The sequence below is a fragment of the Serratia marcescens genome (assembly GCF_001902635.1).
Taxonomy (GTDB): Bacteria; Pseudomonadota; Gammaproteobacteria; order Enterobacterales; family Enterobacteriaceae; genus Serratia; species Serratia marcescens_F.
This window is the reverse complement of record NZ_MJAO01000017.1, coordinates 22,013-35,896: the sequence shown is the minus strand read 5'-3', so window position 1 is coordinate 35,896 and position 13,884 is coordinate 22,013. Positions and strand designations below refer to the sequence as shown.

The following is a 13,884-nucleotide window of genomic DNA, read 5'->3' as shown; positions in this document are numbered from 1 at the left end:
AAGATGCGCCCCATGCTATGTGGGGAGTTGTGGATTTGTGTCCATCGCTGTATCCACCGATTAACAACTTAAGCGTGTAATCTGAGAAAACTTCAATTAAATGAATCAAATAAGAAACTTCTCCATTATTGCCCACATTGACCACGGTAAGTCGACGCTGTCTGACCGCATTATCCAAATCTGCGGTGGCTTGACCGACCGTGAAATGGCTGCGCAGGTGCTCGATTCGATGGATCTGGAGCGCGAGCGCGGTATCACCATCAAGGCGCAGAGCGTCACGCTGGATTATAAAGCGCAGGATGGGCAGACCTATCAGCTCAACTTTATCGATACCCCCGGCCACGTTGACTTCTCGTATGAAGTTTCCCGCTCGCTGGCAGCTTGCGAAGGCGCGCTGCTGGTGGTGGACGCCGGGCAGGGCGTAGAAGCCCAGACGCTGGCCAACTGCTACACCGCGATCGAAATGGATCTGGAAGTGGTGCCGGTATTGAACAAAATCGACCTGCCGGCCGCCGATCCGGATCGCGCCGCGCAGGAGATTGAAGACATCGTCGGCATCGACGCCACCGATGCGGTGCGTTGCTCGGCCAAAACCGGCGTCGGCGTGCCCGACGTGCTGGAGCGCCTGGTGCGCGACATTCCGCCGCCGCAGGGCGATCCGGATGCACCGCTGCAAGCGCTGATCATCGATTCCTGGTTCGATAACTATCTGGGCGTTGTGTCTTTGGTGCGCGTCAAGAACGGTACGCTGCGCAAGGGCGACAAGATCAAGGTCATGAGTACCGGCCAGGTGTATAACGCCGATCGTCTGGGTATCTTCACGCCGAAGCAGGTCGATCGCGACGTGCTGAACTGCGGCGAAGTAGGCTGGCTGGTATGTGCGATTAAAGACATCCTTGGTGCGCCGGTGGGCGATACCCTGACGCAGGCGCGTCAGCCGGCGGATAAAGCGCTGCCGGGCTTCAAGAAAGTGAAGCCGCAGGTGTACGCCGGTCTGTTCCCGATCAGCTCCGACGACTATGAAGCCTTCCGCGATGCGCTGGGCAAACTGAGCCTCAACGACGCTTCTCTGTTCTACGAACCGGAAAGCTCCACCGCGCTGGGCTTCGGTTTCCGCTGTGGCTTCCTCGGCCTGCTGCACATGGAGATCATTCAGGAGCGTCTGGAACGTGAATACGATCTGGATCTGATCACCACCGCGCCGACGGTTGTCTACGAAGTGGAAACCACCGGCAAAGAAGTGATTTACGTCGACAGCCCGTCCAAGCTGCCGCCGTTGAATAACATCCAGGAACTGCGCGAACCGATCGCCGAATGTCACATGCTGATGCCGCAGGAGTACCTGGGCAACGTCATCACCCTGTGCGTTGAGAAACGCGGCGTGCAGACCAACATGGTCTACCACGGCAACCAGGTGGCGTTGACCTATGAAATCCCGATGGCTGAAGTGGTGCTCGACTTCTTCGACCGCCTGAAGTCCACGTCGCGCGGTTATGCGTCGTTGGATTACAACTTCAAGCGCTTCCAGGCTTCCGACATGGTGCGCGTGGACGTGCTGATCAACAACGAGCGCGTGGATGCGCTGGCGCTGATCACCCACCGCGAAAACTCGCAGTATCGCGGCCGTGAACTGGTGGAGAAGATGAAAGATCTGATCCCGCGCCAGCAATTCGACATCGCGATTCAGGCGGCGATCGGCACGCACATCATTGCGCGCTCCACCGTGAAGCAATTGCGTAAAAACGTGCTGGCGAAATGCTACGGCGGTGACGTCAGCCGTAAGAAAAAGCTGCTGCAGAAACAGAAAGACGGTAAGAAACGCATGAAGCAGGTCGGCAACGTCGAGCTGCCGCAGGAAGCGTTCCTGGCCATTCTGCACGTCGGCAAAGACGGCAAGTAACCGCGACGGGTTCGCGAAACGAGGGAGTTTGCATGGCGAATATGTTTGCCCTGATCCTGGCATTGGCCACGCTGGTCACCGGGATCATCTGGTGCTTCGAGCGCTTTAAATGGGCACCGGCCCGCCGCGCGAAGATCGCGGCGGTCAACGCACAGACCGCGGGCGCCGTGGACGATAAAACGCTGGCGAAAGTAGCCAAGCAGCCAGGCTGGGTGGAGACCGGTGCATCGGTCTTCCCGGTGTTGCTGCTGGTGTTTGTGGTGCGTTCGTTTATTTACGAACCGTTCCAGATCCCGTCCGGCTCGATGATGCCAACGCTGTTGATCGGCGATTTCATCCTGGTGGAGAAATACGCTTACGGCATTAAAGATCCGATCACCCAAACCACGCTCATTGAAACCGGTCATCCGAAGCGCGGCGATATTGCGGTATTTAAATACCCGCTGGATCCGAAACTGGATTATATCAAGCGCGTGATCGGCCTGCCGGGCGATCGTATTACTTACGATCCGGTGAATAAGCGCGTGACCGTGCAGCCGTCCTGCAACAGCGGGCAGTCTTGCGACACCGCGCTGGCGGTGACTTACGCCGACGCGCAGCCGAGCGATTTCGTGCAGCTGTTCAGCCGCAGCGGTATGGGGGAGGCCAGCAACGGTTTCTATTCGATCCCGCTGAGCGACAACGTACCGCAAGGTGGCATTCGCCTGCGTGAGCGCCAGGAAAGCCTGGGCAACGTAACACACCGTATCCTGACCGTGCCGGGCACGCAGGATCAGGTGGGCGCTTACTACCAACAGCCGGGCAAACCGCTGGCGGAGTGGGTGGTGCCGGCCGGGCATTACTTCATGATGGGCGACAACCGCGACAACAGCGCGGACAGCCGTTACTGGGGCTTTGTGCCGGAGAAGAATCTGGTGGGTAAAGCCACGGCCATCTGGATGAGCTTTGAAAAGCAGGAAGGTGAGTGGCCTACCGGCGTACGTTTCAGCCGGATCGGCGGCATTCATTAATCGCTGATTTATGTCCGATAACTTTCACGCCGCATTAGGTTGCGGCGTGAAAGATGAAGGGGATATAAACGCAGCATTATGTTTCCACTCGTTGTAGAATACCTTCTCGAGCGATAAAAAGTTGGTTCCCTGTTGGGAGCCACTGCAAACGAAACAGCTTTGGATCGGCTTTCGGCGAAGCAGGCCTGTTCCGTATGCTGCAAGTTTTTGACGCATTCTTGATCTATTGGTAACTCATGAACCCCATCGTAATAAACAGGCTGCAGCGGAAGCTGGGCTACACTTTTCAACAGCAGGAGCTTTTACTGCAGGCTTTGACTCACCGCAGCGCCAGCAGTAAGCACAATGAACGTCTTGAGTTTCTGGGTGACTCGATTCTGAGCTTTGTCATCGCCAATGCGCTCTATCACCGTTTTCCTCGCGTAGACGAAGGCGATATGAGCCGCATGCGCGCCACATTGGTGCGCGGCAACACGCTGGCGGAGATGGCGCGCGAGTTTGACCTGGGCGAATGTCTGCGGCTTGGGCCGGGCGAATTGAAAAGTGGTGGGTTCCGCCGCGAGTCAATCCTGGCGGATACGGTGGAGGCATTGATCGGCGGCGTGTTCCTGGATAGCGATATTCAAACCGTTGAACGACTGATTTTGGACTGGTATCGCAGCCGGTTGGACGAAATCAGCCCCGGCGATAAGCAGAAAGACCCGAAAACCCGCTTGCAGGAGTTTTTACAGGGCCGTCATCTGCCGTTGCCTTCTTATTTGGTAGTGCAGGTTCGCGGTGAAGCGCACGACCAGGAGTTTACCATCCACTGCCAGGTGAGTGGTTTGAGCGAGCCCGTGGTGGGCACCGGCTCGAGCCGCCGTAAAGCCGAGCAGGCGGCAGCGGAACAAGCGCTGAAAAAGCTGGAGCTTGAATGAGCGAAGTAAAACAACACTGCGGTTTTATCGCTATCGTCGGCCGTCCGAACGTGGGCAAATCGACGTTGCTGAACCAACTGCTGGGGCAGAAGGTTTCCATTACGTCGCGTAAGCCGCAGACGACCCGTCACCGCATCATGGGCATCGACACCGATGGTGCCTATCAGGCGATCTACGTCGACACCCCAGGGCTGCACATCGAAGAAAAACGCGCCATCAACCGCTTGATGAACCGCGCGGCCAGCAGCTCGATCGGCGACGTCGAACTGGTGATCTTCGTGGTCGAAGGCACCAACTGGACCGCCGACGACGAAATGGTAGTCAACAAACTGCGCAGCCTGCGCTGCCCGGTATTGCTGGCGATCAACAAGGTCGATAACGTCACCGACAAATCCAAGCTGCTGCCGCACATCGCGTTTCTCAGCCAGCAGATGAATTTCCTCGACGTGGTGCCGATCTCCGCCGAGAAAGGGATGAACGTCGACACCATCGCCGGCATCGTGCGCAAGCTGCTGCCGGAAGCGGAACACCACTTCCCGGAAGATTACATCACCGATCGCTCCCAGCGCTTTATGGCGTCTGAAATCATCCGCGAGAAACTGATGCGTTTCCTGGGCGAAGAGTTGCCGTATTCGGTGACGGTAGAAATCGAACAGTTCGTGGCTAACGATCGCGGCGGTTACGATGTGCACGGCCTGATCCTGGTCGAGCGCGAAGGCCAGAAGAAAATGGTCATCGGCAACAAGGGCGCCAAGATCAAAACCATCGGCATCGAAGCGCGCCAGGACATGGAACAGATGTTCGACGCTAAAGTGCATCTGGAACTGTGGGTGAAAGTGAAATCCGGTTGGGCGGACGACGAACGTGCGCTGCGCAGCCTGGGCTATGTTGACGATCTGAAGTAACGATTCGTGGACGGCTGGGAGCGCGCTTTCGTCCTGCATGGGCGGCCGTACAGTGAAACCAGTCTGATGCTGGATCTGTTTACCGAAGGTCATGGGCGGGTGCGCTTGCTGGCGAAAGGCGCGCGCAGCCGCCGCTCCAATCTGAAGGGCTGCCTGCAGCCCTTTACCCCCCTGTTAGTGCGCTGGGGCGGCCGCGGCGAAGTGAAAACGCTGCGCAACGCCGAAGCGGTCTCCCTCGGTTTACCCCTCAGCGGCATGATGCTTTACAGCGGCCTGTACGTGAACGAATTGCTGGCGCGCGTGTTGGAGCAGGAAACCAACTACTCGGTACTGTTCTTCGACTATCTGCAATGCCTGCAGGCGCTGGCGGCGGAAGACAGCTCGCCGGAACAGGCGCTGCGGCAGTTCGAGTTGGCCTTGCTGCACCACTTGGGCTACGGCCTGGATTTCCTGCACTGCGCCGGCAGCGGCCTACCGGTGGATGACGCCATGACCTACCGCTACCGCGAAGAGAAAGGCTTTATCGCCAGCCTGGTGGTGGATCACTACAGCTTCACCGGCCGCGAGCTGCGCGCATTGGCGGAGCGTCAGTTTCCCGACGCCGAGACGCTGCGCGCCGCCAAGCGTTTCACCCGCATGGCGCTGAAACCCTACCTCGGCGGCAAACCGCTGAAGAGCCGCGAACTGTTCCGCCAGTTCGTGCGCAAGCAGCCGAACACGCCGGTGGACGACGCCTGACCTTTTCCCCTTTTGCCGTCCTGCGCCCGCGTGTACACTGCTGGCACTGAAAATCGTATTTAGAGGTTGTCATGGCTGATTTGCTGCTGGGCGTCAATATCGATCACATCGCCACGTTACGTAACGCGCGCGGAACCCAATACCCGGATCCGGTTCAGGCGGCATTCATTGCCGAACAGGCGGGGGCTGACGGCATTACCGTGCATTTGCGCGAGGATCGCCGCCATATCACCGACCGCGACGTGCGTTTGCTGCGTCAGACCATCCAGACGCGCATGAATCTGGAGATGGCGGTGACCGACGAGATGCTGGACATCGCCATTGAGCTGAAGCCGCATTTCTGTTGCCTGGTGCCGGAAAAGCGCGAAGAAGTGACCACCGAAGGCGGCCTGGACGTTGCCGGCCAGCTGGACAAAATGAGCGTGGCGGTCGAGCGTCTGGCGCAGGCGGGCATTCTGGTCTCGTTGTTCATCGATCCCGATCATCGCCAGATTGACGCGGCGGTGGCGGTGGGCGCCCCCTATATCGAAATCCACACCGGCGCCTACGCTGAAGCGCAGGGCGAGCTGGCGGTACAGGCCGAGCTGCGCCGCATCGCGGTGGCTGCGGCCTACGCGGCGGAGAAAGGGCTGAAGGTCAACGCCGGCCACGGTCTGACTTACCACAATGTGCAGCCGATCGCCGCGCTGCCGGAAATGCATGAGCTGAACATCGGCCATGCGATTATCGGCCAGGCGGTAATGAGCGGCCTGCCGGCGGCGGTCGCCGACATGAAAGTTCTGATGCGGGAAGCGCGCCGTTAATGGCGGTACTCGGGCTGGGTACCGACATCGTCGAGATAGCGCGTATCGAAGCGGTGGTGGAGCGCAGCGGCGATCGTCTGGCGCGTCGCGTGCTGAGCGACGCCGAGTGGGCGTTGTATCAGCAGCACCAGCAGCCGATACGTTTCCTGGCTAAGCGTTTCGCCGTAAAAGAGGCCGCCGCCAAGGCGTTTGGCACCGGGATCCGCAACGGTCTGGCGTTCAACCAGTTCGAAGTGTTCAACGATGCGCTGGGCAAGCCGAATATTCGTCTGCACGGCCGCGCCGCCGAGCTGGCGGGGGAGATGGGGGTCGCCGCGATCCACGTTTCGCTGGCCGATGAACGGCGCTATGCCTGCGCGACGGTGATCGTCGAAAGCTGAAAATGCAAAGGGCGCCCTGAGGCGCCCTTGTCGGTTCTGCGGCGGATTAAATGCGATCGGCGTGGTGCAACACCACGAACTTGTCCCACAGCTGCTCGTTGGTTTCGCAATGCTGCGGATCGGTAATGATGGTGTTGTCGATCGGGCAGACCTGTTGGCAGGTCGGCGTATCATAATGGCCGACGCACTCGGTGCAGCGATCGGTGTCGATCTGGTAGATATTCTCGCCCATCGAAATCGCCTGGTTCGGGCATTCCGGCTCGCACATGTCGCAGTTGATACATTTCTTGGTAATCAGCAGTGCCATCTTCAGTTATCTTTCCATCGGTGTGCTCGGGCAGGCGCGCAATCTATCATACAATCACCGTGCGACGGGCGTTTTTTCGTCATCTTACCGCTTAGGGTAACTCAGGCGGGTCGTCAGCCAACTGATCGAAATCAACCATTGTCTGCCCGTCAAACACCCAGCGCGTGTTCGAATCCGCCATGCGCGTCATCTCGGGATGGGCAACTCGAATCCCCGCCTCCTGAGCAAATAAACCGAGAAAATCAAAAGCGTTCAACGGCTCATCAATGACCTGATGCTGTTGGTCACGGTCGGAAAGCACCAGCAACGGCACCTGGTAATTTTGCCGGGTATCGCCGCCGTGGCGCAGAGAGCGGCCGCCGCCGATATCCTTATGGGAAAGGCCGTGATCGGAGAAGTAGAACAGCTTGAAAGGCGCGCCGTTCTGTTTCAGCATCCGATAAGCCTGCTCGATAAAACGGTCGGTCTTGCGATAGGTGGAGAGATAGCAGGCCAGTTCCTTATTCGGTGACTCGACGCTGGGTGGCTCACCGTTAAGCCGCTCGCAAAAGTCGGCGTGCGAGCCCATCAGATGCAGCACATACAGGTTGCCTGGCTCCTGGTGGCTTAATAATTGGTCAAGTATCGGCAACAGCGCGTCATCGTCGGTGTCACGCGACTGGTAGTCACCTTTCTTCAAGAAGTAATGGTTATCGCTGAACATGGCGATTTTTGACACCGGCGTATCGAATTGCCCGAGCATGCCCTGATTGGACAGCCAGTGGGTTTTGAGACCGGCGGCTTTTGCCAGGGTGATGATATTATCCCCAATGGCGATGTTGCGACCGTGGCTTAACGCCAGCGTGCGGGGAAGCGATTCGAACGTATTCGGCGCGGTGGAAATATAATTGCTGTAAAACCGACCGTTGGCATTATCCAGAAAAGGCGTAGTGGCCACAGGATAACCAAATAAGGACATATGATCCCTGCGCATGCTTTCGCCGACGATAATGACATAATTCTCGTTAGCTGCTGCTCCGGCTGTCACCGACCAATTGCTTGGCGCTGCGGTATTGGCGTTTAACTCATCAATTTGCTGTTGGTATTGATGGTATGCAGAGTAAATGGATAAAAAGAAGTCGGGCAGTTTAAGGTTAGCCAATCCGCCGCTGAACATTCTGACGATGACGATTACCGCAAGCAGGGCCAGTAAGGGAAATAGTGCTTTCTTTGAAATGGCCTGTCGCCAAATAAACCGACCGAGAATGAACAGCGTCATCAGAATGACGGCCGGCAACAGATAGCAACTGGCCGGGAGAGTATGCAAGAACTCTCTGGCCTCCATGAAGTTGGTTTGCAGCAGAGCGGACATCACGGCAGCGGAAGGGGTGCCGTAAATGGCCCCGACCGGTGCATACAGCGCGCACAGTAAAATAAATGGAATGATTAAGCCGTAACGGGTAACCGAATGGGTAGATAATAATAGTAAGGTAAGCGCAATAAAAAGAATATCAATGCCTTTTCCGCCGCTGTATCCCATCGCTTTGATTAATATCAATGCCGTGATGACATAAAATAAAAAGGCGCGCAGAATCGGATGAGTCACGGAGTCTCGTAACTTATCTAAAATGACTGTGTGTGTATTCATAATGGTATCGCCAAATAATGCTGTCCATGCATGTCCAGTTATCGTGTGATAACTGAGCAAATAGCCGCCCGCACATTATTTTTCGAATGCAGAGAATGGAAATAATTGAGGTGGCGGCTTTTTATTGGCCGCCATTATACGCGTCAGACCAACTTTTTCATCAACTGTTCACTGTGCCTGATGCGATCGCGCGCATGATCGAGATCGTGCTGGATCAGCGCCATAAACAGCAGATCGGTGAGGGCGAACTGGGCGGTGCTGGAGGAGATGGCCGCGCTGCGGGTGCGGGGCTCTTCGGCGATGGTGTAGAGGCAGTGATCTGCACGCTGCTGCAGGCCGTTGGGAGAGAAGCTGGTCAGCGCCAGCACCCGGGCGCCGGCCTGGCGCGCCTCTTCCGCCGCCAGATTGACCTCGCGCCGTTCACCGCTGAATGAGATCGCCAGCAGCAGGTCGCGTTTGTCCAGTGCTTGCACCGCCGCCAACTGAACGTGCATGTCCGCTTCGGCCACCGCCATCACGCCGATTTTCAGCAGCTTGAAGGAAAAATCCTTGGCTACCAGCCCGGAGGCGCCGATGCCGATCAGCATCACCCGGCGCGCCTGGCGCAACATGTCCAGCGCCTGATGCAGCCGCTCTTCACTGTTGATGTCCAGCGTCGCGCGCAGCGCCGCCTGCTTTTCCGCCAGCAGTTTTTCCCCGACGGTTTTCAGCGTATCGCTGCTGAGGATGTGGTTGTGGACGGTCACCACTGGTTCAACCTGTGGCTGGGCCAGCGTTTCGCTCAGCGCCAGCTTCAGCGCCGGGAAACCTTTATAACCCAGCTTTTGGGCGAACTTCACCACGCTCGACTGGCTGATACCGGCCAGCTGGGCCAGCTTTTGCGAGCTGAGATGGCGCGCTTGCTCGGCGTTGTTCAGCAAGAAATCCGCCAGCTTGCGGTCGTTTTGCGCCAGTGTCGGATAGATCTGGCGAATGCGCAGAAGGGTACTCATTGATATTTCCCTGGAAACCAGCGGCCATTTTGCCACGCAGGTGGCAAAAACGCGCGGTGAAAATTTTTGTGAGCTCGTCGTTAAAATAGCAAATAGCGCTCGCTTTGTTGAATAAAATATTCAAATATTGATTTAGTTTTGTGAATTAAAAATTCAAAGGTGAACAGATGAACTTAGGCGCACTGGTATCGGAAACCCGCAACCCGGCCACCATGGAGCTGGATGAGATGTCGACGCTGGAGATGGTCCGCAGCTTTAACCAGGAAGATCGCAAAGTACCGGAGGCGATCGAAAAGGTGCTGCCGGCGATCGCGCAGGCGGTTGATTTGGCCGCGGCGGCGTTGAAAGCCGGTGGGCGGCTGATTTATTTGGGCGCCGGCACCAGCGGCCGCTTGGGCGTGTTGGATGCCTCCGAGTGCCCGCCGACCTTCGGCGTGCCGCACGGCGTGGTGGTGGGGCTGATCGCCGGCGGGCCGGGCGCGCTGCTCAAAGCGGTGGAAGGGGCGGAAGACGATGAAGCCCTGGGCGAAACCGACCTCCGGGCGCTGAACCTCACCGCCGTCGATATGGTGGTGGGGTTGGCGGCCTCCGGGCGCACGCCTTATGTGATTGGCGCATTGCGCTATGCGCGCGGGCTGGGCTGCCCGACGGCGGCCATCTCCTGCAACCCGGATTCGCCGATCGCGCATGAAGCGCAGGTGGCGATCTCGCCGGTGGTGGGGCCGGAGGCGCTGACCGGCTCGACGCGCATGAAGTCCGGCACCGCGCAGAAGCTGGTGCTCAACATGCTGTCGACCGGCGCGATGGTCAAGCTGGGCAAGGTCTACCAAAACCTGATGGTGGACGTGAAGGCCACCAACGTCAAACTGGTGGATCGCGCCTGCCGCATCGTGGTGGAGGCCACCGGCGCCGAACGCGCTCAGGCGGAGGCGGCGCTGGCGCAGACCGGTTTCGAAGTCAAACCGGCGATCCTGATGATTCTGGCCGGCGTCGGCGCCGAAGAGGCGCTGCAGCGGCTGCAGCGGCACGACGGCTACCTGCGCGCGGCGTTGGCGCGTTAATCCACACTGGGGGCGGGCGATGGACAAGACAACGGCATTGGCGACACAGATCCTGGCGGGCGTAGGGGGCGAGGGCAATATCCTCAAACTGGAGAACTGCATGACGCGGGTGCGCGTCGAGGTCAGCGACGAACAGCGTCTGGATCTGGCCGCCCTCAAGCAACTGCCCGGCGTGAAGGGCTATATCAAGCAGGGTGAACAGCATCAGTTTATCGTCGGGCCGGGCGCCGCCGCCAAGGTGGTGGACGCCATGCGCGGGTTGCTGAGCGGCAGTGCGCAACCCGTCACTGCCGTCGGTGACGCCGCCCGCACCAAGGCGCAGGCCAAGCAAAAATACGCTGCGCCGATGAGCGGCGCACTGAAGAAGCTGGCCGATGTCTTCATTCCGCTGATCCCGGCGTTTATCGCCTCGGGGCTGATCACCGGCATCATCAATCTGCTGAAACGGCCCGACATCGCCGGCCAGCTGGCGTTGGATTACCCGAACGTTCTGGGGCTGCTGGCGATTTTCGGCAGCGCGGTGTTCGCCATCATGAACATTCTGGTCGGGGTCAACGCCGCACGGGTGTTCGGCGGTTCCCAGGCGATGGGCGGCGTGATGGCCGGCATTCTCTCCAGCCCGGCGCTGGCGCAGATCACGCTGTTCGGCGAGGCGCTGCAGCCGGGGCGCGGCGGGGTGATCGCCGTGCTGCTGGTGGTCGCGTTGATGTGCTGGGTGGAGAAACGCCTGCGCGCGTTGCTGCCTGAATCGGTCGAACTGATCCTCAACCCGCTGCTGACCACGCTGGTGACCGCCTCGTTGGCGATCCTGATTTTGCAGCCGATCGGCGGTTATATCTCCGACGCCATCGCCCACGGCGCCAATCTGGCGATCGACAAGGGCGGGCTGCTGGTGGGGGCGCTGCTTTCGGGGCTGTTCCTGCCGCTGGTGCTGTCCGGCCTGCATCAGGGATTGGTGCCGATCCACGTCGAACTGGTGCAGGCGCACGGTTCCAACCCGCTGCTGCCGATCCTGGCGATGGCCGGCGTCGGCCAGGTGGGGGCGGCGCTGGCGGTGCTGTTGAAAACCCGTAACGCGCGGCTGAAGAAGGTGATCAAAGGGGCGCTGCCGGTCGGCATTCTCGGCATCGGCGAGCCGTTGATCTTCGGGGTGACGCTGCCGCTGGGCCGGCCGTTTATCGGCGCCTGCCTCGGCGGTGCGGTCGGTGGCGCGCTAATCAGCTACTGGAAAGTGGCAACGGTGATTACCTTCGGCATTTCGGGGTTGCCTTTGGCGTTGACCATCGTCTCGGGTAAGGTGATGTTGTATCTGGCGGGGATGCTGATTACGATTATCGCCGGTTTTCTCTTCACCTGGATGATGGGGTTCAACGATCCCGAGGAGTAGCGTTTGAGCGACAAGCAGCAACAACCGGCCGCAGAGGGGCGCCGCGTGGTCTTTTTCGATCTGGACGGCACCCTGCATCAGGAGGATATGTTCGGCAGTTTCTTGCGTTTTCTGCTGCGCCGTTTGCCGCTGAACCTGTTGCTGGTGATACCGCTGCTGCTGCCGATCGGCTTGGCGCTGCTGCTGATGGGGCGCGCCGCGCGTTGGCCGATGAGCCTGCTGCTGTGGGCCATCACCTTCGGGCGTTCCGAAGCGAAGCTGAAGGTGCTGGAGCGGCAGTTTATCGAAGACTTCCGCCAGAAGGTCACCGCGTTTCCGGTGGTGCAAATGCGGCTGCGGCAGTATTTGGAAGAGCACGATGCCGAGGTATGGCTGATTACCGGCTCGCCGGAACAGCTGGTGGCGCAGGTGTATCGCGATTCGGCGTTTCTACCGCGGGTGCAGTTGATCGGCAGCCGCATCACGCGCCGTTGCGGCGGTTGGGTCTTGACCTTGCGCTGCCTGGGCGTGCAAAAAGTGGCGCAGCTGGAGCAACGGCTCGGCGCGCCGCTGAAGCTATACAGCGGTTACAGCGACAGTAAGCAGGATAATCCGTTGCTGTTTTTTTGCGAGCATCGTTGGCGGGTAAGCAAGCAGGGTGAGCTGCAACAGCTGGAATAAGAAAAGGGCGGATTATCCGCCCTTGCGCATTATTGGCGCTGCGATCAGTCGTCGGTCACGTCGTGCGGCTTGCGCCCCAGTTGCCAGATTTTCTCCGCATAATGCCCCAGCACCCACAGGCTCAGGCCGAGCAGCACAAAGAAAACCGCCTTCGGCATGCTGTCCCAGAAAAACTCGAACAGACGGGTATACAGGTTGATGCCGAGGAAGGTCAGCCCGAAACCGCGCAGCATGGCATCGTCATGCTTCAACCCCAGCCAGATGGCGGCGAAGGCGGCCAGCCCGAACAGCAGGCTCCAGTGGAACAGCTCGATCTGGCGTGCGCGATACCAACTGTCGAGATCGCCGTAGTTGCCGAAGATCGACAGCAGCCACAGGGCGATGAACAGGTACAGCAGGCCCATCGCCAGCGATACCCGCAGCAGGCCGCGTTGCGCCAACAGCGGCCGCAGCAGCAGCGCGGCGGCGATCAGCACCGCGCCGAAGGCGATAAAGCGAATCGGGTAGCTCATGCCGAGCCAGTAGGCGCCCCAGCCGGACAGGTAACCGGTCTCGGCGCCAAAGGCGTTGCCGAGCGACAGCAGGGCGAACCACCACACCAGCCCGGAACGGCTGAACCAGCCGATCGCGCCGTACAGCAGCGCGGCGAACAGCAGCAACACGGAAACCCGGCCGCTGCCGTTATCCAGCCAAACGCCCAGCTGCCATAAGGCGCAGGCGGTAAGCAACACGGCGACAAACAGCGCTGCCTCGTTGCCGTAACGTTTTTCCGGGTGCCGCCGGCGGCGGCGCAATGCCCAGACGTAGGCCAGCGCCGCGAGTACGCCGGCGATTGCCATGCGTACCGGTGCGTCGAAGCGGAACAGCCCGCTGAGCCAGGCAAGCAGTTCGCTGTCGGCGAACAGGCTGGTGACGGCGATCAGCAACGAGGCCAGGGCGGCGAGAAACGCATAGCGCGCCAGCCGCCGCCAGTCGAAAGGCTGCACATCCACATGCTGCAGCAGTTGCAGCCGTTGTTCGGGGGTCAACGCGCCTTCGCTGACCCAGCCGTCCAGCGCTTTGCGTACCACGACGGCGTTCTTTTTACTGAGTTTCATGCCTCTTGTCCCTGAATCACACGCTTATTCGGCCAGTATAGCCATTGCCGGGCGGCTACGACAAAGGGGGGCTAGTGTGTATAATGCCCGCCGCAAAAGC

The 13,884-nt window shown here is 59.3% G+C and carries 14 protein-coding genes; 10 read left to right on the top strand and 4 right to left on the bottom strand.

Annotation, left to right across the window (positions count from 1 at the left end; translation table 11 throughout):
- The first annotated feature begins 100 nt into the window (after window positions 1–100).
- The 7 genes from lepA to acpS all read left to right on the top strand — a co-directional run bounded on the left by lepA (window position 101) and on the right by acpS (window position 6,653).
- The gene (gene lepA, locus BHU62_RS17065; RefSeq protein ID WP_073533064.1) at window positions 101–1,900 is read left to right on the top strand and encodes a translation elongation factor 4; all 1,800 of its coding nucleotides are present in this window, start codon (window positions 101–103) and stop codon (window positions 1,898–1,900) included.
- 32 nt (window positions 1,901–1,932) lie between these two features.
- Window positions 1,933–2,910 (top strand): signal peptidase I, encoded by a 978-nt coding sequence (gene lepB, locus BHU62_RS17060; protein ID WP_073533063.1) that lies wholly within the window; start codon window positions 1,933–1,935, stop codon window positions 2,908–2,910.
- A 236-nt stretch (window positions 2,911–3,146) separates the two neighbouring features.
- Window positions 3,147–3,827, top strand: coding sequence for a ribonuclease III (rnc, locus tag BHU62_RS17055; protein ID WP_004929158.1), 681 nt, complete (start codon window positions 3,147–3,149; stop codon window positions 3,825–3,827).
- On the top strand, window positions 3,824–4,732 hold the full coding sequence (era, locus tag BHU62_RS17050) for a GTPase Era (protein WP_004929162.1): 909 nt from the start codon (window positions 3,824–3,826) through the stop codon (window positions 4,730–4,732). Before rnc ends, era begins: the two co-directional genes overlap by 4 nt.
- Window positions 4,733–4,738: 6 nt before the next feature.
- Window positions 4,739–5,470, top strand: a complete 732-nt coding sequence (gene recO / locus BHU62_RS17045) for a DNA repair protein RecO (RefSeq protein ID WP_004929165.1) — start codon at window positions 4,739–4,741, stop codon at window positions 5,468–5,470.
- A 71-nt stretch (window positions 5,471–5,541) separates the two neighbouring features.
- The gene (pdxJ, locus tag BHU62_RS17040) at window positions 5,542–6,273 is read left to right on the top strand and encodes a pyridoxine 5'-phosphate synthase (RefSeq protein ID WP_025303943.1); all 732 of its coding nucleotides are present in this window, start codon (window positions 5,542–5,544) and stop codon (window positions 6,271–6,273) included.
- A complete protein-coding gene (gene acpS / locus BHU62_RS17035) occupies window positions 6,273–6,653 on the top strand; it encodes a holo-ACP synthase (RefSeq protein WP_073533062.1) in 381 nt (126 codons plus the stop codon). Before pdxJ ends, acpS begins: the two co-directional genes overlap by 1 nt.
- A gap of 46 nt (window positions 6,654–6,699) precedes the next feature.
- Here the strand turns inward: acpS and BHU62_RS17030 are convergent, their stop codons facing one another.
- From BHU62_RS17030 to BHU62_RS17020, 3 genes are all read right to left on the bottom strand, one after another.
- Window positions 6,700–6,960, bottom strand: coding sequence for a YfhL family 4Fe-4S dicluster ferredoxin (locus tag BHU62_RS17030; RefSeq protein ID WP_073533061.1), 261 nt, complete (start codon window positions 6,958–6,960; stop codon window positions 6,700–6,702).
- Between the two features lie 91 nt (window positions 6,961–7,051).
- Window positions 7,052–8,545 (bottom strand): phosphoethanolamine transferase, encoded by a 1,494-nt coding sequence (locus BHU62_RS17025; protein ID WP_236720686.1) that lies wholly within the window; start codon window positions 8,543–8,545, stop codon window positions 7,052–7,054.
- A 185-nt stretch (window positions 8,546–8,730) separates the two neighbouring features.
- The gene (locus tag BHU62_RS17020; RefSeq protein WP_073533059.1) at window positions 8,731–9,579 is read right to left on the bottom strand and encodes a MurR/RpiR family transcriptional regulator; all 849 of its coding nucleotides are present in this window, start codon (window positions 9,577–9,579) and stop codon (window positions 8,731–8,733) included.
- A 167-nt stretch (window positions 9,580–9,746) separates the two neighbouring features.
- On the opposite strand from BHU62_RS17020, the gene murQ reads away from it, so the two are divergent.
- Genes murQ through yfhb form a run of 3 tightly spaced genes read left to right on the top strand, consistent with a single transcriptional unit; the run spans window position 9,747 to window position 12,687 of the window.
- A complete protein-coding gene (murQ, locus tag BHU62_RS17015) occupies window positions 9,747–10,640 on the top strand; it encodes an N-acetylmuramic acid 6-phosphate etherase (protein WP_073533058.1) in 894 nt (297 codons plus the stop codon).
- 19 nt (window positions 10,641–10,659) lie between these two features.
- Window positions 10,660–12,027, top strand: a complete 1,368-nt coding sequence (locus tag BHU62_RS17010; protein WP_073533057.1) for a PTS transporter subunit EIIC — start codon at window positions 10,660–10,662, stop codon at window positions 12,025–12,027.
- Window positions 12,028–12,030: 3 nt separating this feature from the next.
- A complete protein-coding gene (gene yfhb, locus BHU62_RS17005; protein WP_073533056.1) occupies window positions 12,031–12,687 on the top strand; it encodes a phosphatidylglycerophosphatase C in 657 nt (218 codons plus the stop codon).
- Window positions 12,688–12,731: 44 nt separating this feature from the next.
- Here the strand turns inward: yfhb and BHU62_RS17000 are convergent, their stop codons facing one another.
- Window positions 12,732–13,784, bottom strand: coding sequence for a DUF2157 domain-containing protein (locus tag BHU62_RS17000; RefSeq protein ID WP_073533055.1), 1,053 nt, complete (start codon window positions 13,782–13,784; stop codon window positions 12,732–12,734).
- Window positions 13,785–13,884 lie beyond the last annotated feature (100 nt).